24 protein-coding genes are annotated in these 25,629 nt (G+C 57.1%); 8 read left to right on the forward strand and 16 right to left on the reverse strand.

Features of this window, described 5'->3' with window-relative positions:
* Window positions 1-235 precede the first annotated feature (235 nt).
* On the forward strand, window positions 236-1,306 hold the full coding sequence (locus G494_RS0115775; protein ID WP_161630006.1) for an HAD family hydrolase: 1,071 nt from the start codon (window positions 236-238) through the stop codon (window positions 1,304-1,306).
* Between the two features lie 37 nt (window positions 1,307-1,343).
* Here G494_RS0115775 and nadA read toward each other — a convergent pair whose 3' ends face one another.
* Entirely contained in the window at window positions 1,344-2,402 is a 1,059-nt protein-coding gene (nadA, locus tag G494_RS0115780; protein WP_028585295.1) for a quinolinate synthase NadA, read from the reverse strand.
* Between the two features lie 478 nt (window positions 2,403-2,880).
* Between nadA and G494_RS23930 the strand changes: the two genes are divergently transcribed.
* Window positions 2,881-4,629 (forward strand): mechanosensitive ion channel family protein, encoded by a 1,749-nt coding sequence (locus G494_RS23930; protein WP_051305764.1) that lies wholly within the window; start codon window positions 2,881-2,883, stop codon window positions 4,627-4,629.
* A 218-nt stretch (window positions 4,630-4,847) separates the two neighbouring features.
* Window positions 4,848-6,185 carry a putative sensor domain DACNV-containing protein gene (locus G494_RS23935; RefSeq protein WP_051305765.1) on the forward strand — a complete coding sequence of 446 codons (1,338 nt, stop codon included), beginning with the start codon at window positions 4,848-4,850 and terminating at the stop codon, window positions 6,183-6,185.
* A 200-nt stretch (window positions 6,186-6,385) separates the two neighbouring features.
* Here the strand turns inward: G494_RS23935 and G494_RS0115800 are convergent, their stop codons facing one another.
* On the reverse strand, window positions 6,386-6,625 hold the full coding sequence (locus G494_RS0115800; RefSeq protein ID WP_028585296.1) for a hypothetical protein: 240 nt from the start codon (window positions 6,623-6,625) through the stop codon (window positions 6,386-6,388).
* A 105-nt stretch (window positions 6,626-6,730) separates the two neighbouring features.
* Here G494_RS0115800 and G494_RS25685 point away from each other — a divergent pair, with 105 nt between their 5' ends.
* The 3 genes from G494_RS25685 to G494_RS27000 all read left to right on the forward strand — a co-directional run bounded on the left by G494_RS25685 (window position 6,731) and on the right by G494_RS27000 (window position 9,357).
* The gene (locus tag G494_RS25685) at window positions 6,731-7,711 is read left to right on the forward strand and encodes a LysR family transcriptional regulator (protein ID WP_051305766.1); all 981 of its coding nucleotides are present in this window, start codon (window positions 6,731-6,733) and stop codon (window positions 7,709-7,711) included.
* A gap of 59 nt (window positions 7,712-7,770) precedes the next feature.
* The gene (locus tag G494_RS0115810; protein ID WP_028585297.1) at window positions 7,771-8,739 is read left to right on the forward strand and encodes an alpha/beta hydrolase; all 969 of its coding nucleotides are present in this window, start codon (window positions 7,771-7,773) and stop codon (window positions 8,737-8,739) included.
* 255 nt (window positions 8,740-8,994) lie between these two features.
* On the forward strand, window positions 8,995-9,357 hold the full coding sequence (locus tag G494_RS27000) for a hypothetical protein (protein WP_028585298.1): 363 nt from the start codon (window positions 8,995-8,997) through the stop codon (window positions 9,355-9,357).
* 127 nt (window positions 9,358-9,484) lie between these two features.
* On the opposite strand, the gene G494_RS0115820 is transcribed toward G494_RS27000, so the two are convergent.
* The 6 genes from G494_RS0115820 to nifE all read right to left on the reverse strand — a co-directional run bounded on the left by G494_RS0115820 (window position 9,485) and on the right by nifE (window position 17,441).
* Window positions 9,485-10,225 (reverse strand): slipin family protein, encoded by a 741-nt coding sequence (locus G494_RS0115820; RefSeq protein WP_408608395.1) that lies wholly within the window; start codon window positions 10,223-10,225, stop codon window positions 9,485-9,487.
* 35 nt (window positions 10,226-10,260) lie between these two features.
* Window positions 10,261-11,670 (reverse strand): NfeD family protein, encoded by a 1,410-nt coding sequence (locus tag G494_RS0115825; protein ID WP_208597699.1) that lies wholly within the window; start codon window positions 11,668-11,670, stop codon window positions 10,261-10,263.
* A 260-nt stretch (window positions 11,671-11,930) separates the two neighbouring features.
* Window positions 11,931-13,109 carry a multidrug effflux MFS transporter gene (locus G494_RS23945; protein WP_232362580.1) on the reverse strand — a complete coding sequence of 393 codons (1,179 nt, stop codon included), beginning with the start codon at window positions 13,107-13,109 and terminating at the stop codon, window positions 11,931-11,933.
* A 314-nt stretch (window positions 13,110-13,423) separates the two neighbouring features.
* Entirely contained in the window at window positions 13,424-14,701 is a 1,278-nt protein-coding gene (locus G494_RS0115835; RefSeq protein ID WP_028585301.1) for a radical SAM protein, read from the reverse strand.
* 32 nt (window positions 14,702-14,733) lie between these two features.
* On the reverse strand, window positions 14,734-16,086 hold the full coding sequence (locus G494_RS0115840) for a nitrogenase component 1 (protein WP_028585302.1): 1,353 nt from the start codon (window positions 16,084-16,086) through the stop codon (window positions 14,734-14,736).
* Window positions 16,083-17,441: a nitrogenase iron-molybdenum cofactor biosynthesis protein NifE gene (gene nifE / locus G494_RS0115845; protein WP_028585303.1), complete on the reverse strand. Its 1,359-nt coding sequence runs from the start codon at window positions 17,439-17,441 to the stop codon at window positions 16,083-16,085. The genes G494_RS0115840 and nifE overlap by 4 nt, the downstream gene beginning before the upstream one ends.
* A 426-nt stretch (window positions 17,442-17,867) precedes the next feature.
* On the opposite strand from nifE, the gene G494_RS0115850 reads away from it, so the two are divergent.
* Both G494_RS0115850 and G494_RS0115855 read left to right on the forward strand, forming a co-directional pair.
* A complete protein-coding gene (locus G494_RS0115850; protein WP_028585304.1) occupies window positions 17,868-18,152 on the forward strand; it encodes a Trp family transcriptional regulator in 285 nt (94 codons plus the stop codon).
* Window positions 18,152-19,111 (forward strand): SphA family protein, encoded by a 960-nt coding sequence (locus G494_RS0115855; protein ID WP_028585305.1) that lies wholly within the window; start codon window positions 18,152-18,154, stop codon window positions 19,109-19,111. The genes G494_RS0115850 and G494_RS0115855 overlap by 1 nt, the downstream gene beginning before the upstream one ends.
* Window positions 19,112-19,222: 111 nt before the next feature.
* On the opposite strand, the gene G494_RS0115860 is transcribed toward G494_RS0115855, so the two are convergent.
* From G494_RS0115860 to G494_RS0115895, 8 genes are all read right to left on the reverse strand, one after another.
* Window positions 19,223-19,627, reverse strand: coding sequence for a hypothetical protein (locus tag G494_RS0115860; RefSeq protein ID WP_028585306.1), 405 nt, complete (start codon window positions 19,625-19,627; stop codon window positions 19,223-19,225).
* Window positions 19,628-19,636: 9 nt separating this feature from the next.
* On the reverse strand, window positions 19,637-20,149 hold the full coding sequence (locus tag G494_RS0115865) for a GNAT family N-acetyltransferase (RefSeq protein ID WP_051305769.1): 513 nt from the start codon (window positions 20,147-20,149) through the stop codon (window positions 19,637-19,639).
* On the reverse strand, window positions 20,115-20,417 hold the full coding sequence (locus G494_RS0115870) for a (2Fe-2S) ferredoxin domain-containing protein (RefSeq protein ID WP_028585308.1): 303 nt from the start codon (window positions 20,415-20,417) through the stop codon (window positions 20,115-20,117). Before G494_RS0115870 ends, G494_RS0115865 begins: the two co-directional genes overlap by 35 nt.
* Window positions 20,418-20,512: 95 nt before the next feature.
* Window positions 20,513-21,721, reverse strand: a complete 1,209-nt coding sequence (locus G494_RS23950; RefSeq protein WP_051305770.1) for a NifB/NifX family molybdenum-iron cluster-binding protein — start codon at window positions 21,719-21,721, stop codon at window positions 20,513-20,515.
* Window positions 21,722-21,832: 111 nt separating this feature from the next.
* Window positions 21,833-23,206, reverse strand: a complete 1,374-nt coding sequence (gene nifK, locus G494_RS0115880) for a nitrogenase molybdenum-iron protein subunit beta (protein WP_028585309.1) — start codon at window positions 23,204-23,206, stop codon at window positions 21,833-21,835.
* 24 nt (window positions 23,207-23,230) lie between these two features.
* The gene (nifD, locus tag G494_RS0115885; RefSeq protein WP_028585310.1) at window positions 23,231-24,868 is read right to left on the reverse strand and encodes a nitrogenase molybdenum-iron protein alpha chain; all 1,638 of its coding nucleotides are present in this window, start codon (window positions 24,866-24,868) and stop codon (window positions 23,231-23,233) included.
* A 20-nt stretch (window positions 24,869-24,888) separates the two neighbouring features.
* Window positions 24,889-25,263, reverse strand: a complete 375-nt coding sequence (locus tag G494_RS0115890; RefSeq protein WP_028585311.1) for a P-II family nitrogen regulator — start codon at window positions 25,261-25,263, stop codon at window positions 24,889-24,891.
* The gene (locus G494_RS0115895; protein ID WP_028585312.1) at window positions 25,260-25,625 is read right to left on the reverse strand and encodes a P-II family nitrogen regulator; all 366 of its coding nucleotides are present in this window, start codon (window positions 25,623-25,625) and stop codon (window positions 25,260-25,262) included. Before G494_RS0115895 ends, G494_RS0115890 begins: the two co-directional genes overlap by 4 nt.
* Window positions 25,626-25,629 lie beyond the last annotated feature (4 nt).

Genomic DNA, 25,629 nt, shown 5'->3' on the forward strand with positions numbered 1-25,629 from the left:
CAGTCCTTCTCCTGCCCTCAAACCTGCAACGGGTACACCGGGACGCATGTCCTGGTGTACCCGTTTTTTTTTAGAGGGCCGGTGCCTTGTCCCGCTCGACCAGGCAGCCTGGCCGGCCGCTGGAAAAAATCCAAGCATTTGTCTGCTGATTATCGTATGATACTCAGGTTCTTTATCTGGAACTGCGTATATGGCCCTCACCTTCCCGCAACACTTGCAAGCATACACGACCACCATGAGCCACTCCCAAGGAGAGACGCCGATCGAGGTGTCTGCAGACAACTGGTTTCCTGAAAACCTGGAGCAGATTCACAGCACTGTCCAGGGTCTGCTCCCTGAGCACTGCCAGCAGCCGGTCGCAGTCTTCGACTTTGACAACACCTGTATCTTCAGAGACATTGGCCAGGCGGTCTTCCGCTACCAGCTCTTTACCCTGCGCTACCGCCTGAGCCCCGCCACCTTCAGCTCCCTGCTTCCCCGGGAAAAGCAGACCCTGGCCGGGCGCCCCATGGGCCAGGTCACGGCCACCCTGGTGGAACTCTACAGCCAACTCTACCCGCTGATCAAAGCGGAGCACTACCAACAGGCAAGGGAGTTGCCGAGCTATCCCCTGTTCACCACCCTGCTGCTCTGGTTTGTCGAGCAGGCCAGAAAGGATCCGGAGTTGGGGCCCAGATATGTGCTGCCCCTCCTGGCCAAACTGCTGGCCGGCTTTACCACCGTGGAACTGGACAGACTGACCTCGGAGGTGATCGCAGCACTCGGCAAAGAGGAGTTGACCACCAGGAAGGTCAGCGCCACCCTGGCGCCACCCATCGGCACCATCAGCAGCTCCTACAAACAGGGGATCCAGCCCTTTGCTGAGATGCGCAGCTTGATCCGGTGGTTAAGCGACCTGGGGGTTGACTGTTACGTGATCTCGGCCAGTACCGAGTGGCTGGTGCAGACAGCGGTGCGGCTGTTCGATTTTCCGGTACCGCTGGCGCAGATTTTCGGCATTCGGGTAGAACTTGCCCCGGACGATCGGTTGACCGTTGAGGAACAGGCCGGCTACCCCATCACCTTCAGGGAGGGCAAGGTCGCGGTCATAGAAGAGGAGATCAAGAAGAGGCCACTGATGGTGGCCGGTGATGCGGACACGGATTTTGAGATGCTGACCCTGGCCCAGGTGCCGCTTCGGCTGATCATCAACCACAATCAGGAGGGGCTGATCAGCACCCTCTATCAGGCTCAAGACACCCTGCTCCAGGGAATCGATATCAGTCGGGGCAGGTTTCGCCCCTTCCGGGAAAGCGTCGCCTCCTAGCAGGCAGGAGGCGACGGCAGAGGCCTTACTCCTTCACTTACTTCTTCAAGGTCTTGGCAAAATCCAACATCCGCTGGATGGGCAGCTTGGCCCGTGCAGCCAGCTCGGCTGAGACCTGAACCTCGTTTTCACCGCTCTTCAATACCCAGGCCAACTTCTCCAGGGAATTCATTCCCATCCAGGGACATCTGGCACAGGACTGACAGGTGGCGCCCTCGCCGCTGGTGGGGGCCTCAATCAGGACCTTGTCAGGAGCCAGCTGCTTCATCTTGTTAAAGATTCCCAGATCGGTGGCCACGATAAACTCCCTGTTGTCCATGGACTCGACGGCCTTGATCAGGGCCGTGGTGGAGCCCACCACGTCGGCCTGGGCGACCACGGACTGGGGGGACTCGGGATGGACCAGGACCGCGGCCCCGGGATGGAGTTTGCGTGCCCGTTCCAGGGCCACGGACTTGAACTCCTCGTGGACCACACAGGCACCAGGCCAGAAGACCATCTCCACTCCGGTGAGTTGCTGGACATATCTGCCCAGGTGTTTATCCGGTCCCCAGAGAATCTTCTCGCCCCGAGCGGCCAAATGCTCGACAATGGAGAGGGCAATCCCTGAGGTGACGACCCAGTCCGAGCGGGCCTTGACCTCGGCGCTGGTGTTGGCATAGACCACCACGGTGTGATCGGGATACTGGTCACAGAATGCACTGAACAGGTCTGCCGGGCAGCCCTCATCCAGGGAACAGGTGGCCTCAAGATCAGGCATCAGTACCCGTTTTTCATTGTTAAGGATCTTGGAGGTCTCCCCCATGAACCGCACCCCGGAGACCACCAGGGTCGAGGCCGGGTGTTCGGTACCGAAACGGGCCATCTCCAAAGAGTCGGCCACGCAGCCGCCGGTCTCCTCGGCCAGATCCTGCAGTTCACCGTCGGTGTAATAGTGGGCAACAAGAACGGCGTTCTCCTGCCGCAACTTCGCCTTGATCTCTTCCTTGAGCGCCGCCTTCTCCTGCGCAGACATCTCCTTGACAGCAGGATGATCAGGAACATGGACGGTGGGGATGGCAACATCTGCCTCTGTGTTACGTACTGGGCTTTCCATAATATGCTATTTCGCTGGGATAACTAAACTGGATGGCTTGAACAGTGGGATTTTTTCGATCAGGTCAAGGTGGGTGTACGATGCGCCTCCCCTTAAGGGGGCCATCATCCAGCGCACACGGAGATTGGTAGAAAAAAAACTTCTTCAAGAGGGCCTACAGCCGCTGATCCCCTTCCCTCAGCCCCTACACCGAAGGTGGCAGCAGTGACCACAAACAAGGCCCCAGGGTGGTTGGCGTCCACCCTATCTCCTGGGAAACAGGGAAAACAATAACCACAGAATCGATCTAGTACAGCAATTTCACCAGAAAAACAATGCATTTCCTCTGCCCCGGCTATATACTACTGAAAACATAGCGTTTTACGCAAAGCTCTTCTTGCCCTGCCACAGGACCTTCAGGGGAGAACCGCTCCTCCCTGGACCCAGCCAGGAGCCAGGACCGCTCTCCGCACCGCAAACCATCACCCCCAAGACGCCCATGCGAACCCGAATCAACGTCCTCACCCTTTGGCTGCTGCTCATCCCAGCACTCGTCTGCTCCAGCGAACCTACTTCAACAGTCCCTGCCCCGGCGACAGCTCAGGAACAGGGCCAAACGGTCGACCAGAACCAGGTCCAGCAGACCAGAGAGACCACCGAGATGCTGGCCTCCCTTTTGGAGCTGCAGCACAGCCTCAGGGAACAGATCAGCATCAGCCAGAAAAAGCTGAAAAACAGCAGCTCAGCCGCAGAGAAGGCTGAGCTGGAAGAGGAGATCGCCCACCTGGACAAGCAGCTCTCCGAGTCGGACAACGACTTTGAGCGGATCGCCACCGGAGTGGAGCCGGCCATCTTCGCAGAAAAGAAACCAGAGACCTTCAGCTGGAAGGCGGAGATGGCCAGCCTGGCAGAACCGGCCATCAAGGAGCTGAAGCGCTTCACCATCAAGGCCCGCCAGAAATCCCGACTCAAAGATACCATTGCCGAACTCAAAAATTTGTCCTCTGCAGCCAACGAGGCGGTCAGCCAGCTGCAGCAGGTCAGCAAGGAGAGCAGTGATCCCAAGGTACGTGAAGAGGCGACAGCACTGCTGCCGGAGTGGATAAATATCCAAAAACGACTGGCCAACAAGCTGGAGCTGACCGAGCTGGAGCTCCTCCAGCTCAGGGAGGATGAAGAGTCCCTGGTGGAGAGCTCCCGACAGTCGATGCGAGACTTCTTCAAGAACCGAGGATTCTACCTGATCATCGCCCTGGCCACCTTTGGGGGCATCCTGATCGCCTGCAAGCTCCTCTATCGGCTCATCCGACTGCTCCTGGGCAAGCTTCAAGCCAAGGAGGGCAGGCGCTCATTCCAGGTACGCTTACTGGACATCACCTTCCGCTTTGCCTCGCTGATCCTGGCGGTGATCGGCCTGTTCTATATCCTCTACCTGGCCGAGGACTGGTTCCTCTTAAGCATGGCCATCATCTTCTTCATCGGCATCATCTGGGCCGTTCGCCAGGGGCTGCCCCGGATGTGGCAGCAGGGTCGGCTGATGCTCAATGTCGGTTCGGTACGGGAGGGGGAACGCTTGACCCTCCACGGAGTGCCCTGGCGGGTCGCCTCCCTCAACGTCTTCTGTCGCCTGGAAAACCCCGCCATGGAGCTCTCCCTCCGGGTCCCAATCGAGGACCTGGTGGGGATGAGTTCTCGTCCCTATCACCAGGAAGAGCCCTGGTTCCCCTGTCAGAAGGGCGACTGGGTGGTGGTGGGCAGTTCCTCCCGGGCCCGGGTGGTCAGCCTCTCCCATGAACAGGTGGAGTTGGTCCAGCGGGGCGGCAAACGGATCATCTATCCCACCGCTGATTTCCTCTCCGCCTGCCCGATCAACCTCTCACGCAACTTCCGGCTGCGGGTCCCCTTTGGGGTAAGTTACGACCTCCAGGACCAGGTCACCACCACCATCCCGGCCACCCTCAAGGCTTATCTTGAAGAGCGGCTGGAAGAGGAAGGATACGACAGCCACTGCCTCAATCTCCTGGTGGAGTTCTTCCAGGCCGGCCCCTCTTCCCTGGATCTGCTGATCATAGCCGACTTCAAGGGTCAGGCGGCCGATATCAGCTCACGCCTGCAACGGGCGCTGCAGCGCTGGTCCGTCGACTGCTGCACCCTCAACAACTGGGAGATCCCCTTCCCCCAGCTCACGGTGCATACCCCGGATAGCTGCACCCCGGGACCTGAATCGGGACCGACTGCAACAAACTGATTTTTCCTCCGTAAAGAGACAATCGACACCCAGGGATTCCTCCCCTGGGTGTCGCACCCCTGCCCCGGCCGAGGGGCAAGGCCAGGCCCCATGCCGCTTTCCCTTCTCATTCTCCCTGGATATGCTATACTCTCCCCATCATTTTAGCCGGCCCCTGGCAGGCAGCGGACCAGCCCACCGCTGCTGTACGCCACGGTCCCCTGTCAGCGAGGTACAGCATGCATGTCTATCCATCTGAACTGGTCCCCCTGATCATGGAAAAATGGGAGGGGGCCCAGTCCGGCAAAGAGCCGCCGCTCCCCCAGCCGGCCCATGGGCTGCTGCCTGACCAGAAGGCCATGGAAGACATGTTCTCCACCTGTTACCAGGTCAGCATGATGCGGGAAGAAGACCGCCCGGTCAATATCCGCCTGATCATCCTCCCTCCCGAGGCCTTTCCAGCCGGTAAGGGACCGCCAAGCGGCTTCCAACGGCTGGTGTTCTCCTCTCCCAGGCCCTTTAACGAATACGAACTCAGACGCCTCTCGCCGGCCCTGGATTTTGAGCGTTCCCTGATCGGAGTAGAGTATAACGAGCAGTCTGAATTCCAGATCTGGGGCATTATCAACTCCGGGATCCGCTGGCTCCAGGGGGAACGGGGCGGCGCCAAAAAACCCAACCAGCTTCCCGACTCCCTGGTGGTGCAGGTGAACGGTCCCGGCATGCTGACCGTCTGCCGCGGCATCCGTCCCCTGGCCGTACTCAGCGGCGGCAGGATTGTGGATTCCTCGGCCAATGTCTTCCAGTCACTCTGGATGAAAAAACTCTTTGCCGATACCCGTGAAGAGCTGCTGGCCGCCCATGAAAGCTTCCGCCGGGAGGCGGACTATCCGGTGGCCAGAATCGATGAAGAGTTCATCGGCATCCTCCAGTTCGAGATCCTCAAGCGGCTGATCAGCGTCACCAAGATGGCCCAGCATGGAGGGACCTTTATCATCTTTCCCGAAGATGTACCGGCCAGCTTCTACGATGACAATCCCCACATCCAGCTCAAGTACCGTTTTCTCGAGGACCAGGCCATCACCCGTCAGCTGAGCCTGCTCCAGAAAACCATTGCCACCGCCACAACCCTGCTGGCCGACGCCGACGACCCGGACCTGCTGATCAGCTGGTCCGATTACGTGGGCCTGCGCCACCAGTCCACCGATGACCTGGAGGAGGCCTTTTACGAGCAGGTACAGTTTGTGGCCAGCCTGGCTGCGGTGGACGGGGCAGTGGTGGTCACCAAGAGTGGAGCCGTGGGATTTGGCGGGATGATTGTGGGTTCGCTGGATCAGCTGACCGAGGTGGCCATTGCCAATGACATCGAGGGCAAGATGGTTACCCTGGAAAAGATCGAAGGCTCCGGCTCCAGGCATCGCTCTGCCTACCACCTCTGCAATGCCCTCCATCAGGTGATGGCCATCGTGGTCTCCCAGGACGGCAGCGTCCAACTGGCCAAGTGGAGAAACGGGATCGTCACCTGCTGGGATCTGACCTCATCGAGTTTCACCGAGGAGATCGAACTGGTCCTGTAGCACGACCAGGGCAGAGGGGGAAAATCGACTCTTTTCCCCCTCTGCCTTTCATCCCAGGCGATATGCCGGGCACCATGGGCAGGGTCCCTTATGCTTGGAGATACAACCAGCGGCAGGGCTGGCTTCTCCCCAACAGGCAGCCCTGCCGACCCATGTTCGGGGGGCAAGTGAGCTGCCGCCACTGCTGAACTGTTTCAGCCTCAGTTTAATTGCCCCAGGACCAGGGAGATGCCTATGGCCAAAACAGCCCAGAACACCAGCTTGAACGCGCTGCGGGCCGTGTCTTCCCCGGGGCGCATCTTTTCTTGGCCGCTGGTGTCTTCAGGGAGCAGCAGGAAGGCCAGCTCCTTCAGCCCCCTCTTCACCAGCTCACGGACCGCCCGGGGAATGGAAAAATCGAGACCATACCAATAATATGCGTACTGCTTTGATTCCAGCATAAACACCTCCTCTTGACCTGGGTTGATTCTCTGATCTTGCAATTATAGAGGTAAGGCAATAATAAGTATAATTATATAAAAATAACCTTAGCTGAAGTTATACTTATGCTTGAAAATCTGGATCGCCTCAAAGTTTTTTATCATGTTGTGACCCAGGGGAGTGTGGTTGCTGCGGCAGAGGCCTTACACGTCAGTCAATCTGCCGTGAGTCAGGCCATCCGGAAGCTGGAGAGGGAGGTGGGCAGTCCGCTGTTCATCCGTCTCCATAAGCAACTCATCCCAACCGCAGCAGGCGACGGGCTCTACCAAATCGTCCAGCCCTTTATCCTGAATGTAGGGAGCTACCTGAAAGACCTTGAGCTGGGTAAAGATCATCCTGCCGGCGAGCTTCGCCTCGGTGCCCCCCAGGAATTCGGAAAAGCCTATCTCCCGCCAACGGTGGCAGGGTTCAGGGAACAGCATCAGGCTGTAACCTTCACGCTCCAATTTGGAACTCCGGAGACGCTGTTGCCTCTGCTGCGCAAAGGACAACTTGATTTTGCCTTTGTGGACGTATTTCTCACCAAAAGCACCCATGTCGGCAGCCTCGATATGTACCATCTTGAGCCCATTGTCGAAGAGGAGGTCATCCTGGCCTGCTCAAAACACTATTATGAACAATTCCTCCAGGCAGACCTCTCCTATACCTCTTTGTCGCAACAGAACTTCATCAGCTACAGCAAAGACCTGCAAACCGGCAGACAGTGGTTCAAGCACCACTTTTCCAAAGCCAACATCCGCCTTCGAGAGGTGCTGACCGTAGACAGCCATGAGGCCGTCATTTCTGCCATTAAACATCATGTCGGCATGGGTGTTGTCGCCTCGCATCTTATCACCCCTGAACTTCGTAGCGGTCAGATTGTCCAGATAAAATCCTCGAGGTCAGAGATTATTAACTCGATAGCCCTTGTTCATCTCCAGGATAAGATCCCCACCTTTACAGAAAAAATCTTTGTGAGGTACCTGGTCGACACCATCAAAGAGATGATCGCTCAGGATCATCTGGGGAATGAGGGATTTGCGCCGGTGATTACCCTGACGCCTTAAAGGTACTTTGAACGCTTCGAGTTTTCGATCAAGATCAAGGCACATGGAGGAAACAACGAATGTTGACAGCTCTTGGTATCCTAGGCTGGGTTCTTATTCTTCTTTTCCTTCTTTTCCTTGCAGGACCAAGGGTTGAGATCGATACCACCATCCGACCGATTACCCTGCCGGAAGACCTTGATGCCTACTTGAAGGACTCGGAAAGCGCCTTCGCGGACATCGTTCCCGGGGCCGAAAAGACGATTATCTGGGCAGGAGAAGCCGGGGTCAAGACCGCCTACTCGGTGGTGTACCTGCACGGCTTTTCCGCCTGCCGCCAGGAGTCGGCCCCCCTCTCTGAAATCGTGGCAGCAACCTTGGGGGCCAACCTTTTTTATACCCGTTTGAGCGGGCATGGACGCAGCAGCGAAGCCATGCTGGAAGGTACGGTCAACGCCTGGCTGAACGATATCTATCAGGCAGTAGAGCTTGGCCGACGCCTGGGCGAAAAAGTGATTATTATCGGGCTTTCCACGGGTGGGACCGCGGCGACCTGGCTTGCAAGCCAGGCAATGGCCGAAGAGCTCACCGGCTTTGTCCTGATTTCACCTAATTTTGCACCTGCCGATAGACGCTCCCCAATCCTTACCTGGCCATGGGGGGAACAGTTGGCTGAACTCATCATCGGACCGGAGTATAGTTGGGAACCGTGCAATCCGCGTCATCGCCGATACTGGACCCACCGTTTTCCCACCCGAGCCCTCCTGGCCATGATGGGATTGGTTCGCCTGACCAACTCTTCACCACTGGCTTCTATTGAAAAACCGATGCTGGTTCTTTATTCACCGGCTGACCAGTTGGTCAGTGCAAAGGCGATTGAAAGGACCTTTGCACGGATCGGCTCGAAAAGAAAAAAACTCATCTCCTACACTGATACAGCGGCACCGAATCAACATGTCTTAGCCGGCGATATCCTTGCTCCAGGTGCAACCGGGCCGCTTGCGGAAATGATCGTTGATTTCGTCTCCTCAACTGAAGAGCAGAGCTGATCGCCTAAGGAGCCAGACGCGAGCCCTGCCTCCCTGGCCCACGGAATGCGCTGCACCGCTGGCCAACGATCCACCTTGCCTGGCAAAATCGCCCTGGACAGCAGTCCCTGTAATCCGACCGCCTCAGCACAAATATACGATTGTGCCATTGCGGTTCTGTCCGTTGCTCTTATTTTTTTTAGGTATCAGATCAGAACAGGCGACCAGGTCCTTTGCAGGGAAAATGACCGCAACCATGAAAAGGAGGCCGGCAATATGACCACACAACACTCTTTTACAAAGTTTGAGAAGGAAGTGCTGCCCAAGTTCCGCAGAGACATGAACCTTGCCGAATCCACCGAGGATGTAAAAAAATTCTTCAGCTATGCCATGCAGGAGTTGCTCGCCCAGGTATTTTCAGGCAAGTACACCCCCAGGTATGAAGATATCTGCCTGCAGGCCGGCCAGGACGCACCCTTTCTCTTAAGTGAGGCGGTACGACAGCTTGATGACTATCCATCGATCTGGGACAACTCTGATCTGGAAGAGATCATCCTACGCTTTGCCAACATGGCCAGCCATCGCTATCATCACCTGGCAAAGAAACCGGAGAAGACCGAATCAAAGATCAGGATGTAGTCGCTCTGCAGCCTGCAGGTCCCTCTGTTGAAAAGTGTTGAACGGAAAAGGCAGATTTTCCTGCAGGCTCTCCCCCCCCCTTATCGCAACCAAGCGCAACCAAGCAGTCGATGATCCGGGCCCTGCCTTACCTCTCAGCGCCAGGAGGATCCCTCCTTTCCGGGATGAAGCTATTAATGAGATCAAGCGGCAGCGGGAAAATAATGGTGGTTGCGTTTTCATTGGAGATGTCGTTGAGGGTCTGCAGGTATCGAAGCTGCAAGGCCTGCGGATTTTGCGAGATAACCTTGGCCGCGGCCAGTAATTTCTCCGAGGCCTGCAGTTCCCCCTGGGCATGGATGACCTTGGCCCGTCGTTCCCGCTCTGCCTCTGCCTGTTTGGCAATGGCCCGCACCATGTTCTCATTGAGGTCAACATGTTTGATCTCGACGTTGGTGACCTTGATCCCCCAGGCATCGGACTGTTGATCAATGATCTCCTGCAGGTCGGCATTCATCCGTTCACGTTCCGTCAACATTTCGTCCAATTCATGTTGGCCCAGCACCGAGCGCAGGGTGGTCTGGGCCAGCTGGCTGGTGGCCTTGTAATAATCCTCGACCTGGATAATGGCCTTTTCCGGTTCAACGACCCGAAAGTAGAGCACGGCATTCACCTGCACGGTGACATTATCTCTGGAGATCACATCCTGACTGGGCACATCCATTGTGATCACCCGCAGATCAACCCGTACGGCCTGCTGGATACCGGGCAGGACGATCCGCAGTCCCGGCTTCTTTACCACCTGAAAGCGTCCCAGGAAAAAGACGACCAGCCGTTGGTATTCCGGAACAATTTTAAGAGAAAGAAAGAGAAAACCAAGGATCAGCATAACAGAGAACAGATAGGGTGTTGCATAGGCGGGAATCATATCGTCTCCTCCTCTACCATTTTGACCTCTAACAGCAGCCCGTCCTGGGCGACGACCAGGACCTTCTGCCCCTTCTTCAACGGGGTCGAAGAGGCGGCGCTCCAGGACTCGCCCCTGATCCATATCCGCCCCTCACCGCTAAAATCCATCATCACCTGGCCGATACTGCCAACCATCTCCTCCTTGCCTGTTCGCACCTTTTTCCTGCTGATAGCAAGAACCCGCCCCAGGACCCAGAGGGTACCGCCCAGAGAGGCCAGGGCGATGGTGGAGATCAGGACCAGAGAGATGCGCATCCCCTCTTCATCCATCAGGATAATGGAGCCGACCACAAAGGCGACCGTACCGCCGATCCCCAGCGCACCGAAACTCGGGGCAAAGGCCTCTGCAACCATGAAGGATATGCCGAGCACGATCAGGCCAAGCCCGGCGTAATTGATGGGTAGGATCTGAAAGGTATAGAGTGCCAGCAGCAGGCAGATGCCCCCCACTACCCCGGGCAGAACAAAACCGGGGTTGGCCAGTTCGTATATCAGGCCATAGATACCGAGCAGCAGCAGGATATAGGCAACATTGGGATCTGTGAGCACGGCCAGAACTTTGGTGCGCCAGTCAGGGGGGTAGGCCACAATCTGCAGCTCACTGGTGGAGAGGGTGACCCTCGCCCCCCCTTCCATGGTCACCACTCGGCCATGGGCCTGCTCGAGCAGTTCTTCCCGGCTTGTGGCCACCAGGTCGATGACCCCCATGGCCAGGGCCTCTTGGGCGGTCAGGCTCACCGCCTCACGCACGGCCTGCTCTGCCCACTCGACGTTTCGGCCATGCCTGAGAGCCAAGGCCCGGATATAGGCCACGGCATCGTTGACCATCTTGCGCTGGAGCGTATCTTTGGGGACCGTCTCCTGTTCCTGCTCCTGCTCTTTATCTGACCCGGGCTCCTCTTCCGGCATACCCGGCAGGCCGCCGACGCGAATGGGGGTCGCTGCACCGAGGTTGGTGGTGGGCGCCATCACGGCGAGGTGACTGGCATAGAGGATATAGGTACCTGCACTTGCCGCCCGTGAACCACCGGGAGCTATGTAGGTGATGACCGGAATCGGGGAGTTGAGAATCTGCTTGATGATCAGACGCATGGAATGGTCAAAACCACCGGGGGTATCCAGCTGGAGGATGACCAGCTCAGCCTTGGCCTCTTGGGCCTTGCTGAGGGACTGCTCGAAATAATCGGCAACCGCCGGAGCAATGGCACCCCTGACCTCGACCAGAACAGCCGTCCCTGGGCTGCTGTCAGCAAGAACAGGGTGGCCGAAAATAAGTATAGAGAACAGCACGAACAGGAAGATGGAGCGATTGCAGGGGCCGGGTTGACCCGAATTTTGGAGAGGAAGGTCTTGACCGGTGTGCACGTATCGCCCTCCGTTCAGCTACCGAGACAGCTCTCTGGAGGCCCATACCCTTTTCTGTCTTCTCTGGCATCATCCCTGCCCCTTCCATCCCAGGGGCTTTACCACCAAGAGATACCGGAATACTATCGAGATATCGGCCAATCCCGGAGCTGCTCAACTGAGTCTTCTTGTTCCATCCATCAGAGATGTACTGTAGTAGCAACTATAAGCATCCGGAGCTTAATTTCCACAGATTAGGGAAGCGCCCGGCCGGGTTGCCATCAATTCACCGCCTTTGCCCTGCGCAGAAAACCGGTGCAGCCGAACCAGAGCAAGAGGGCGGTCAGCACCGGGACCACGCTCATCAGGCTCAGGGTCAACAGTTTATCTCCCCAGTCCAGGGAAAAGAGCCACATGGCCAGGGAACCGGTGATGAAAAAGGCAAAGACCATGAAGGAGGAGGCAGCCCCTGCATCCTGATCGATCTGTTCCAGGATAAGGTTACTGCCCCCTGGGCGGCAGAACGAGAAGCAGAAGGTCACAAAAAACATGGGCAGGGTCAGGCGCCAGGGCATGGGAATGGCCGAGCAGAGGAGAAACAGGGCAGAGCAGAACATCCCGCAAAAGGCAAAGGGCAGCAGCCGCTGGGTGGAATAGAGGCGGGCCAGCCGGGAAAAGGTCAGGGGTGCCAGGATAAAGGCCATGGCATTGAAGGCGAAGAAGTAGCCGAATTGCCGTTCATCATAGCCCAGCCGGGTGATATAGAGGTCCGAGGAACCGGCGATAAAGGCAAACACCGGGATATCGATGATGGAGAGGATACAGACCAGGACCATATAACGACCGTTCATCAACAGCCTGAGGTAGCTGACAAAGGATTGCAGCACCCGGGCCTGATTCTTCTCCCGGAGTGGTTCCTCCATCCGCCAGACCCCAGCCAGGGCAATCAGGGCCATGACCACCTGGAGCAGAAATACCCAGCGCCAGGAAAAGAGGGCGATCATCCAGCCGCCGATAACCGGGGCTATCACCGGAGCAGCCGCGACAATCACCCCGATCTGAATAAAGACCCGCTGTCTGGCCACCCCGCCATAGAGATCCTTGCTGATGGCAAAGACGATGGCCGAGGCAGCGGCGGCCCCAGCCCCCTGGAGTGCCCTGGCAAGGATCATCACCTCCACCCCCTGGGAGGCCGCGCAGGCCAGGCAGGCCACGATGTAGACCAGGATCCCGGCCAGCAGCGGCGGTCTGCGTCCATACTTATCCGAGAGCGGCCCATAGACCAGGAGAAAACCGCAGTAGGTGATAAAGAAGGCGACCAGGGTCAGATTGACCATCACCAGGGGCTGGTTCCACTGCTCCATGAGCAGGGGAATGGCAGCCAGGTACATATCCGTTGACAGCGGGGGGAAGGCGGCCAACAGGGAGAGCAACAGAATCTGGGGGGAAATATGTTTCAAAAAAATACCTCAAGGGGCTGTGACGCGAACAGATGGTGCCCCCGCTACAGGCACAGAACAGGAGTAATATCGCAAACAGAATCAAGAGGGCAGAGCGGGGGTCACCGTTGAGCTCACCAGCCAAGCACGCTCTGCCCGGTATAGGTGCCGCCGGAGTATACCCCGCTCCCACCACCAGGTCATGAAAAATCAGACGCCAGGCAGCACCCCCCGGTTGAAGCCACACTTTTTCCGGCCAGGCTGCGTACAGGCCAGTCATCCCACGGCTGGGCTCAGCCTGCCCCAGTTGACCGATGTCACACAATCACAAGGGCTCAGCCACAACCTCCACCGCCGCCGACACAGCTCCCTTCGCTGCAGGGATTGCGCCTTCCCTTAAGACGGCTGGTATCCTTATGGTGATAGATCGACTCCAGCCCCTCTTCAATAAAGCCCGAGGCCTCCACAGCTTTAATCCCGCTGGCGCTCAAGACGGCAGACGGCGTCTCGCCCACCCCGCTGACCAGGACGGCACGGCAGTCGCCGAGAATACGGGCAAGCTGATGCCAGCGCTTGATGCCGCCACTGGCCTCAGCTGCCGGGCGCTCTTCGAGCTGACGATAGCCCTCTGCTGTAGCCTCCCAGACCTGAAAGCTCCGGGCCTCGCCAAGATGCTGATTGACCAGGACACCTTCAAGGCTGGCCACCGCCACATAGGGGCGCTGGACGGCAGACATGGGCTTGAGCGCGGAGCAGGCCGAGAGACAACTTCTGAACTCAGCGGTTCTATCCTCATCCAAGAGGCCCACGGCGTCTGCGCGACAACGGGTGCAGTGGCGCATCTGGGGGAGATACTGCTCTGCCATGGTGCGAATCTCCTCCATGGTCTCGGCAGCAGGCTGGCCCAGATGACCAAAGGGGGTGTTGATGTTGGGAAACATGGCAATACAGTTGAAGAGGTCCACCCCCAAGCCCTGCATGGTACGGGCAATCTCTTCCAGGTGGTGATCGTTGACTCCGGGAATGACGATGCAGTTCACCTTTACTGTGATCTGATGTTCCTTTAACCGCCTGATCGCTGTCAGCTGTCTTGAGAGGAGCAGTTCCGCTGCCTGCAGACCATGATAGACCACCTTGCCGTCCTTGACCCAGGAGTAGATCTCCCTGCCCACCTCCGGATCAACCGCACAGACCGTGATGGTTACATGGGAGACCTCAACCTCGGCCAGTTCCTCGATATATGGGCCGATATTCAACCCGTTGGAGGAGAGGCAGAGCAACTGCTCCGGGTGGATCTTCTTGATAAGCCGCATGGTCGCCAGGGTCTCTTCAGGATTGGCAAAGGGATCTCCGGGACCGGCAATCCCGGTCACCGTTATCCGCGGCTCTTTTTCCAGCACCCGCTGCATATAGACCCCGGCCTGTTCCGGAGAGAGCACCTGACTGGTGACCCCGGGACGCGATTCATTGACACAGTCATACTTACGATCACAGAAGTTACACTTGATATTACACTTGGGTGCAACCGGCAAATGGACCCGGCCAAACATCCCCTTGGCTTCAGCGTTGAAACAGGGATGCCGGAGATAGTCTTTGGATCTTGAATTGTTCATATTCCCTCCTTTACGGATAACCGCCTTGCGGCCTACATATAGCTATAGCCAACCGCTGAATCACCTTGTTTCTTGGCAATAAGAGCATTGGTGATGGTATCAAAAAGCAGCTGTGCACCGTGATATCCCAGGTGGAGAATCCGCTGACCGCCAACCCGGTCATGGATGGGAAAACCAACCCGGATAAGAGGAATATCCATCCTCCGGGCAAAGGCGTAGCCCTTGGAGTGGCCAACCACCAGGTCCACCTCCAACTCCTGGGCAAGCTGCTCAATATCAAAAAAATCAACATCCTCCCTGACCAGAGGCAACCCGCAGTCGATCCCCTCCAGGGCAGCGTTCACCCCCTGCTCAAATTTGCCGCTATGACCGCCTGAGGCGCAGAGCACCGGCCTGATACCAATCTCTGCGAGAAAGGAGGTCAACCCTACCACCAGGTCTTCTTCTCCAAAAACCACCGCTCGCTTGCCAGAGATATATTTATGGCCATCCACCATGGCATCGATCAAACGCCCCCGTGCCGAGCTATACCTCTCAGCAACAGGATTGCCGCTGAGGGTGACCAGCAACTCAACAAAGGCATCGGTGGCTCGAATGCCGATGGGCAGAGCGGTCCTATGCAGTCTGGTCTGGTACCTTTGCTCAAGGAGCGTGCCCGCCGAATGATCGGGCAGGGTAGCCCCAAGCTCAATGGTGGCCCGGGCGCCACCCATGGTACGGATCGCAGCCAGGGGCGTACCGCCCTCGGGAATCAGGGGGTAATCATTTAAGGCCTGACCATCCAAGCTTGCGGAATAGTCGGGCAGGATCGTGGTCTTCAGCTCAAAATCCTGGCAGACTTCCTGCAAATAGCGAATATCAGCCGTAGAGATAAAACCGCTCAAGAGATTGATGGCGTCATGTTTGACCGCCGGTCTGGTCAACTGGTCCACAAGCGCTGTGGTTGCCGCATGGAACCCTTCCATATGGGTCCCGGTATAGCTTGGGGTGGAGACATGGACCACCTGGGGTGCGTCTTCTCCGCCAAACTCCGCCTGATAGGCATCAAGAATCATGGGCACATTATCGCCGATGGTTTCCGTCAGGCAGGTGGTGGCAACACCGATAATCTGGGGCGCATATTTGGCGGTCACATTTTTTAAACCCAGCTTCAGATTGGCAGCCCCGCCATAGATGGCATGCTTCTCACCCAGGGAGGAGGAGGCGATGTCAATGGGTTCGTTGAAATGGCTGATAATGTAGCGCCGCATATAGGTCGCACATCCCTGGGAGCCATGGAGAAAGGGGACGCAGCCTTCAACCCCCCGAAAGGCCAAAGAGGCCCCCAGGGGCTTACAGAGTTTGCAGGCATTGGTCGTTGAAGTAAAGTTGGCCGTCTTGGTCATGAGGCACCCTCCTCTGCTCTGCGGGGAACAAATTGCCACACCGGGCTCATCACCGAGGCGTAGACCTCCCGGGCAAAGTTGAGCATCCCCTGAAATCCGGCAAGCATCTCCTTGCGTTCATGGTTGTGATCACAGAAGGCCACCCCGAGTTTATAGGCTATGGGCCGCTCCTTGACCCCACCGACAAAGAGGTCCACCTCCTTTTCGCGGATAAAGGAGACCAACTCCAGGGGATTGGCATCGTCGACAATGATGGTGCCATCATCGGTGATCTCGGCAAGTTCCTCATAATCCCGGGTGGTCCCGGTCTGGGAACCAACCATGACCACATCCATTCCAATGAGCCTAAAGGCCTTGACCAGGGAAAAGGCCTTAAAGGCACCCCCCACATAGATGGCCGCCTTTTTGCCCCTCAACTCCTCCTGGTAGCGGCCCAATTCCGGCAACAGGCTCTCCAGCTCTGCCTTGACCAAGGCAGCAGCCTTTTCAAGCAGAAGCGGCTCTCCAAAATGACGGGCCACGCTGTAGAGGGCCTCGGCCATGTCCTCAACTCCGAAATAGGAGACCCGCAGGCAAGGAATCTGGTAACGCTCCTCCATCATCGTGGCCAGTTCCATGGTCGCGCCCGAGCACTGGACCACATTCAGCGCCGCCCCGTGGGCGCGCTGGATATCCGCCACCCGCCCGTCACCGGTGATGTTGGCCACCACCTCTATGCCGATTCGCGCAAAATAGTCGCGGATCAGCCAGATCTCACCCGCCAGGTTAAAATCACCGAGAATATTGATCGAATACCTGGAGATGCCGCTGATATCCCCACTGCCCACCAAGCGAGCCATGGCATTACAGGCAGCCTCATATCCTGCTCGCTTATTCCCCTTGAACCCCTCGGACTGCACCGGCAGCACGGGTATCCCTTTATCCCGACTTATTTTGCTGCAGACCGCCTCCAGATCATCGCCGATCAGGCCGACAATACAGGTGGAGTAGACAAAGGCCGCCTTAGGGGCATGACGATCAATCAATTCCTCCAGGGCCGCAGCCAGTTTGGGTTCACCGCCAAAGATCACATCCATCTCCTGGAGGTCCGTGGAGAAGGAGAGGCGGTGAATTTCAGGACCAGAGGAGAGGGCCCCGCGAATATCCCAGGTATAGACGGCGCAGCCAATGGGGCCATGCACCAGGTGCAGGGCATCGGCGATGGGGTAGAGTACCACCCGGGAGCCGCAGAAGACGCAGGCCCGTTGACTCACCGCTCCAGCCAGGCTGGCTGTATTACAATCAATCTCAATGGGCAGCTTTCCCTTGCGGTGAATCTGCCGCTCTCGACTATCCAGTAGGCTTGCACTCTTCATGATATTTCCATCCTTCAATGACAGCCCCTTGGGGCAAGTTCTTGTAACCCCCACAGGCACCCCATCCTCTTCCGGCCCCCCTGAGCGCACAGAGGGGGGGGTGCACGCAGAGATAGGCGGAACATGCTGGGGAGCTGTGAGGAGCTGTTAAGGAAACAGCAAGGGCTGTGCCAATGAGCAATAAACCTGGAAAATATAGAAAATCAGATACTTGCAGAGACAAACCCTCTCGTTGGCTGGCAGATGATGCACACCGAAAAGAGAAGGCGACCTTCTTGAACAGAAGGCTACATTTTTGAAGGCTACATTTTTGCAGCAACCGTTCTGACTGCACAGAGGCAGAGGGTACTGTTTGACAAGGCGCTGCAGAGTTGCTAAAGAGGGGCACCGTTTCTACGGATAGAAACAAAAGCGAGGGAGAAAGAGATGGAATCGTCCAAAGAGCTGATCGAGCTCTTAACAGCTATTGACCATTCAGGGGAGATGGGCCGCTTTCTTGGGGAGATTTTAACCCCAAAGGAGATCAATGATCTGGCCCTGCGCTGGCAGTTGCTCAGGGAACTCCATCAGGGGAAAACCCAGCGCGCCATTGCCGCCTCCCACCACATCAGTCTGTGCAAGATCACCCGAGGTGCAAAGATACTGAAAGATAAAGAGTCGACCACTCTTCATTTACTTGAAAAATACTATGGATCACAAAAGGAGCGTTGATGAAGAAATCATGGAGTTGTTTCCCTGTCCTCTTTGGCTTGGCCATGGTGATGGCGATGAGCCTTGCAGCCAGGGCCTATGAGTTGCCTGCCGTCAACCTGGGCTTTACCTCGTTTGTGGATGGCGGGCCGCCGGCCGGGCCTGGATTCTACTTTAGCCAGTACCTCCAGTACTACAGTGCCGATGCCCTCACCGATGGCGACGGCAATGAGCTGGCCCTGCCCGACCCGGACCTGAACGGCTGGATCAGCTTATCCCAGTTTATCTACCAGTCGGACCAGGAACTCTTTTTAGGCGGCAAGTGGGGCGTGGATCTGATTATCCCCTACGTCTCTCTGGGTCTTGACTACAGCGTGGACAGCAGCATGCTGCCCCAGGCTGGTGGCGCAGGTTTTGGTGATATTCTGGTGGGACCCTTTCTCCAGTGGGAGCCCATCATGGGAGCCAATGGTCCGAAATTCATGCAGCGTATTGAGCTGCAGATGATCTTCCCCACCGGCAGCTATGACCAGGAGAGATCGATCAACCCGGGCAGCAACTTCTTCTCCTTTAATCCCTATTGGACCGGGACCTACTTTGTCACTCCCCAGTGGACGGTGACCAGTCGCATCCACTATCTCTGGAACGGGGAAAATGACCAACCCCACCTCTCCTACGGCCCGGTCAGCGATATCCAGGCAGGCCAGGCCGTTCACCTCAACTTTGCCACCGCCTATGAGCTGATCCCCAAGACCCTGCGGGTCGGGATCAACGGCTATTACCTGAAGCAACTCACCGAGAGTGAGGCGGACGGCCAGGAGCTCGACAACAGCAAGGAGCAGGTGCTGGGCTTTGGGCCCGGAGTGGTCTGGCATATCTCCCAGCAGGATCACCTCTTTTTCAATGCCTACTGGGAGAGTAACGCTGAAAACCGCCCTGAAGGCAGTCGCTGCAACCTCCGCTGGGTGCATCACTTCTAGCTCCGCTGCCCCTGCGGTCAACTCTACAAGGATGGCTGTCCGCTCTTTCATCACAGCAGACAACACCCGCCAAAACGCCATTCCCGCTGATCAGGGCGGGAATGGCGTTGTTCATTCGGCGGCCAGGTGCGGCAGTAAGCCTTGTTCAATCTCCCTGCCAATGGCAAGGATACGGACCATATCCACATCGCCTGGAATGCGAGTGGTGTAGCTCTCCAGGTCACAGATCTCCTGAAATCCATCCAGGTAGCTCATCTGTTGAGCAAATTCCTCCTGAACTCCCAGGTGGCTCTCAACGGCCAAAAGAAGGTCTCCCATGGTATGGTTGTCTGCCAAGTCAGCCCTTTGCATCAGAAAGGCCATGATCAGTTTCTCGATCCCCATACAGGTCAGATTATAGAGGGTATCAAGGGAGAAGGCCTCTTTGCCCTGGTCATAGGCCCGCCTGGCCAGCGCGAGAAACTGTTGACCATCCCGCTGATAGTCACGCCAATGATCAATCTGGACGATATTCATTGGATCCTCTCAAATATAGGTACGAAGGCAGATCAGAGCGGTCCGGCTCCATCGGTTGCGACTGTAGAAGGCAAGCCCTGGTTGATTATCCTTATCGGCAAGCAACTGCAGCCGCCGGGCCCCCTGCTCACGCCCCCAGTCAGCCACCCCGGCCAGCAGCTGCCGGCCAATGCCCTTTTTCTGCCAGTCAGGGGCAACCACCAAATCCTCGACCAGCAGTGCCGGCCCACCCTCGGCCGTCGAGATCACCAGCTGGGCGCTGACCATCCCCACCGGTTCGCTGCGGTCTGTGACCCCAGCCAGCGGCGCGGCGGCAACCATCAGGGCTGCCGCCGGCGTCTCAAGCAAGAGCCGAAGCCCCCTCTCCTGCAGCAGGGGGGCAAAACAGAAGTCTTTCTCCAGGGAAAAGAGCTGCTCCAAGAGGGGCAGCAATCGGGGGAGATCCTCTGCTTGCGCAGGTCGAATGAGGACCCCGGCGGCCAGGGTGCTAGGCGATGAGATATTCCGCTGCAGGTTCGCCATCTTCCAAGCCATCCAAGATAGTATCGACTACCTCCTCGCTACCCACGCCCTTAAACCACCAGTTTTCAGGCTGAATAACCATAATCGGCCCAGCTTCACACTGCTTCAGACAGCCCGTAGCCACAACCTGCATATCCAGACCACGGTCAAGAATTTCCTCTTCAATATATTGGAGGAAACCATCGGTCTGTTTATGACAGATTCCCTTGGGATCACCTTTGACACGAAAACTCTGGCAGACGAGAATCTGCCTTTCAGGTAGAGCCATTATTCTATCTCCTTGTTTCTATCCCCTTGTTATTGATCGTTACGATTCCTTGATCCTCTCTCGGCCGACAGGCGCAGACGCCGACTCCAACCACTTCAAGAGCCGCCTTGCCGGGTTCCATCTGTACATCTCCCCTGTTTGCCGCCTCCGTAGAGCCGGTCGACACAGCCTTCGATGGCATCGGTGACCACCATCACCCCTAAGCCGCTCTCCCCCAAGATTTGACGCGGACGTTCACCAACACCGGCAACAAGCAGGGCAAAACAATCATTGGTCACCCTTGCCAGGGCCTGCCAGCGTTCTGCCCCTCCACCAGGTTCAGGCGCGTCTCTGGTTTCAAGCAGGCAGGGAAGCCTATCCCTGTCCCGAGGGCCATAGACAAGGATCTTGCGCGCCTGTCCCAAATGAAGGTCAATATCCATCCCACTGGAACTGACCACCGCCACATTGGGCCGCTCCATGCTCGCCAGGGGGAGAACCTGGCCGCCTGGATGCGTTTCTTTACTCTGCAGGCAGGGTAGACAGCTGGAGAGAGAAGGCACCACGGGTAAAGATCGTTCAGCCAGGCGGAGCAGCTCTGCCAGCGTTTCCGGATCAACCGGGCCATCGATTACAGGATCATGGGGAGCCTTCACCTCTGTCCCAAGCCCTGCTGCCTGAAACGGCTCCACCGCAATCCCATCCGCACCAAGGTCTGCCAGGATCGTACTCACGGGTTCCACTTGGTCCAGATTACAGCCCGGATAGAGTGTGATGGACCCATAGACCCTTATCCCCTGCCTCTTCAAGGCAGCCACCGTTTCACCCTGTTCCCTGCAGAGAAGTGCGGCGGCCTTAGCCATGGGCAGGGTCTTACGCCCAGGCCTGATCCAGAGGTACAACCCAGCCAATGCAGCGGGGCTCACCCCGTTAACAATCAGTTCCACATGGCTCACCCCGGCTGCGGCCAGCGACTCTGCCAGCCCAGCCCCAGCGATGCCCAAGGTGCGCAGGGCAAAACGGGCCGCCGGGTACGGCTGTTGAATCAAGCCAATGGCCTTGAGGGTCGCCTCGGGTGAAGCCAGGGGATCACCAGGACCGATAATCGCAAGAAGCATCCCCTCCCCAGGTACCGTCTCCTTGGCCTTGAGCCATCCTAAAGATTCCCGGGGCAGGAGGCTTTCGCTCTGGCCCAGGACAGATGTTTCAAACTTGGTGCGTGCCACAGCCAAGGGTGCCACAGGCAGCGGCACCAGGGTATTGCCCAGGTATAATGGTTTGACAGCCCCTTCTTTTCGGCAGGTAGAAAACGATGGGATACTCATGGCTCCTCCTTCTCCTCTACAAGGTGACTGCTGCAGCGACGGACGAACATCGCTGCAGCAGGGTGACAAAGCGGAGACCACCCACAGCAACGAGCTGGGCCGGCCCCACGCTTACAGAACCAATTCAAATGTGGTCTCCTCGTCATCGCGATCCTTGCGGTCCAGCAACGCGTTCAGGATCTTTTCCAAGATGCGCAGCCCACCCATATAGCCGACCGTGGGAAAATGCTGATGTCCCTGCCGATCCAGGATCGGAAATCCCCAGCGTACCAGGGGGATATCTTCATCACGGGCGATGTACTTGCAGTAGCTGTTGCCCATGAACAGATCCACGGGCTCATTCTTAATCCACTGGTGTAGGAGGAACATGTCACCCTTGGCCTTGACATTGACCTCCCTCCCCATACCCTCGGTCAATTCCCGAATCCGCTTTTCAAACTTCTTGCCGGGTGTGCCGGTGACAATATGGATGGGGCACATATCAATGGAGACCAAAAACTCGGTCATGGCAATCAACTGATCAGGATCGCCGACCAGCGCGACTTTCCTGCCGTAAAAATACTGGTGCATATCTGAAATCAAATCCAGCAGCCGTCCCCGTTCGACGGCAACCTCGTCGGGCACCGAAGAACCGGCCAGAACGCGCAGGGCATCGATAAAGCGGTCGGTCGCCTGCAGACCAAACGGCATATCCAAAACCGAACAGGGAACCTTACACTTGGTATCCAGTAATCGTGCCGCATCGGCAGAACAGTATTCTCCCAGGGCCAGGGTACCCAGGGCAGCTCCACTCTGCCGGATCTCTTCAATGGGGGTGCCTCCATCCGGAAACATCCTATACTCCCCGCTGAGTGGGGCATTGAGCACCCCGGAGGTATCCGGAAACATGGTGACAGCCACCCCGATCAGCTCGGCCAGACGTTTCAGCTCGGCCATGTCCGAGGGCTCGACCCAGCCGGGGATGATATTAACCTTACCGTTTTTCTGCTCCCCGGGTTCAGCCAGGGCAGCCATCGCCTTGACCATGTTGGAAAAACCAGTCACATGGGAGCCGACATAACTCGGGGTAGGTGCCCCCAAGAGGGTCTTGCCTGGCGGCACCTTGTTATCTTTACGGGCCTTATCAAAGATCTGGGGCAGATCATCACCAATGGTCTCTGACAGACAGGTGGTATGGACCGCGATCACCTCCGGTTCGTAGACGGTGAAGATATTATCAATGGCCTGGACCAGGTTGGCCTGGCCGCCGAAAACCGAGGCCCCTTCGGTAAAAGAACTGGTTGCAGCCGAAACCGGCTCCTTATAGTGTCGGGTCAGGGCGCTGCGGTGATAGGCGCAACATCCCTGGGATCCGTGACTGTGGGGCAGACAGCCGCGGATCCCCAGGGAGGCATACATGGCGCCTATGGGCTGGCAGGTCTTGGCCGGATTGATGGTCAGGGCCTTGCGCTCTGCTACTTCTTTGGGTGTATGTCGTAGTAACATGATGGTACCTTCTCTCCTTCTTTGTTATTCCCACACATAGGTCGCTGAAAGTTCTGGATTTTCCTGCCAAGGCGCCTTCATGTAGCTCCACACCTTGCTGTTGACCAGGCGATCAATCTCGGCATAGAAGTTAACCGCCCCCTTAAAGCCGGCATAGGGTCCGCCGGAGTCATAGCTGTGGAGCTGTTTCATCGGCACCCCGGTTTTCTGAATGGAATACTTCTCCTTGATCCCGGCACAGAAGAGATCGGGCTTCATCAACTCCACCAGCTTTTCCGCCTCATACTGGTTGAGGTCATCGATGACCAGGGTTCCCTCTTCCATCTGGGGATTGAGCCCCTCGTACTCCTTAAACTTCAACCCAGCTTCTTCCAGGGCAGCCAGTTCGGCCGCGCTCTTCCGCGGCCGATAGAGCTCAGGGTCCGCTTCGACCTGGATCTCTTCAATGTTGCGGCTATCGGCATCAACCTTCAGGTTTGGGATAACCTGTCGCCCCTCGTAATCATCCCGATGGGCAAACTCATATCCGGCCGAGATGGTCTTCATTTCCAGCTCTGCAAACAGATCCTGATAATGATGGGCCCGGGAGCCACCGACAAAGAGCATTGCTGTTTTTCCTGTGGTCCGCGGAACCACCTCGAGCTGGGCCGTTTCAACCGCCGCCATCTCTTCGGCGATCACCGTCTCCACCCTGTCGATGAGTTCCTGCTCGCCAAAGTACTGGGCAATCTTGCGCAGGGACTTGGCCGTTGACTTTGCGCCGATGAAATTCACCTTGATCCAGGGGATGCCGTACTTGGTCTCCAGCATATCAGCCACATAGTTGATGGATCGATGGCACATCACGCAACTGAGATCCGCCTGGTTGGCCGTGGCAAACTGTTCATAGCTGGAGTTGCCGGAAAAGGTGGCGATGTTGGTGATCCCGCACTTCTGGAGGATGCGGTCAATCTCAAAACCATCGCCGCCGATGTTGTACTCTCCCAGCAGATTGATCTTGTACCTGTCACTCCTCTCTGTCTCGCTGGTACCCACCAGGTGGGTAAAGACCTGATTATTTGCGATATGGTGACCGGCAGACTGGGAGACCCCCTTGTAGCCCTCACAGCTGAAGGCAAAGACATTGCAGTCGCCGAACTTTTCCTTCATCTTCCGGGCAACCGCATGGATATCATCACCGATCAGCCCCACCGGGCAGGTGGCAAAGACTGCAATTCCCTTGGGATGAAAGAGCTCATAGACCTCCTGGATAGCGGCCTCCAGCTTCTGCTCTCCGCCAAAGATGATATCCGAATCCTGCATATCGGTGGTAAAGGCATAGGGCATGAAGTTATCCTCACCCTTGATGCCGGCATCGGTCTGGTTCCTCCGGGTCAGCCAGGCATAGAAGCTACAGCCCACCGGTCCGTGGACCAGGTTGACGATGTCGCTGGTCGGCCCCATGATCACGCCCTTACAACCGGCGTAGGTACAACCGCGCATGGTAATAATTCCGGGAATGGTTCGAACATTGGCGACTATTTCCGGGGTGGTGTTCTCCAGCGCCTCGTTGATCATGATCTGCCTGGCACGTTTGCGGGCCACCTTGGGAGGATACTTCCTTAACAGCTTCTCCTTGATATCATTGGGCTCCCACTGCACCAATGTTTCTGCATTTCCCATAACATCTCCTCCTGAAGAAATTATTGAATTGAGGCCATGCCCCGTTCATTGGTTCTCACCCGGGCGGCATCATCCATGGGAAGGACAAAGATCCGGCCGTCACCAGCCTTGCCTGTTTGATTGGCAGCAATGAGTACGGCAACAACCCCATCGACCTTGTCGTCGTCAACCACAATGGTCACCATGCGTTTGGGATAGAGATTACCCTTCTCGCCGAGCAGGGCCGAGGCCTCCTCATAGCCCTGCTCAGCACCTTGAACCAGCTCTCGGTTCACCAATCCCACCCCCCGGCCCTGGGCCTCGTTGGCAAAGAAGGCATCCACCCCGGCCTCGGTCAGGGCCGCCTTGGTCCTGTTCATCATGTTCATCCGGACAATGGCTACGATCTCTTTCATGCGCTCACCTCTTCAGCTGCCATTTCCCCGGCGGTCCCCTCCTTGACCCCGGAGCTGATGGTATAGACAGCGTCCACTCCGGAGACAAAGATTTTACCGTCTCCAAAGGCTCCCTTGTTCCCTGATCGGGCGGTATCTATGATGGTATCAATCACAAAATCCCTGTCCGCCTCAGGAACCACGCTGATCAACATGGTCTTGGGGATCTCGTCATAGGTCACCTCACCGATCTTGATCCCACGTTGCTTGCCCCGTCCAGCCACCGCATATTTGGTTACCGCCGGAAAGCCGGCATCCATCAGCGCCGCCAGGACCTCATCTGCCTTTTCCGGTCGAATAATCGCCCTTATCATCTGCATCATCTTA

The sequence above is a fragment of the Desulfogranum mediterraneum DSM 13871 genome (assembly GCF_000429965.1).
GTDB lineage: Bacteria > Desulfobacterota > Desulfobulbia > Desulfobulbales > Desulfobulbaceae > Desulfogranum > Desulfogranum mediterraneum.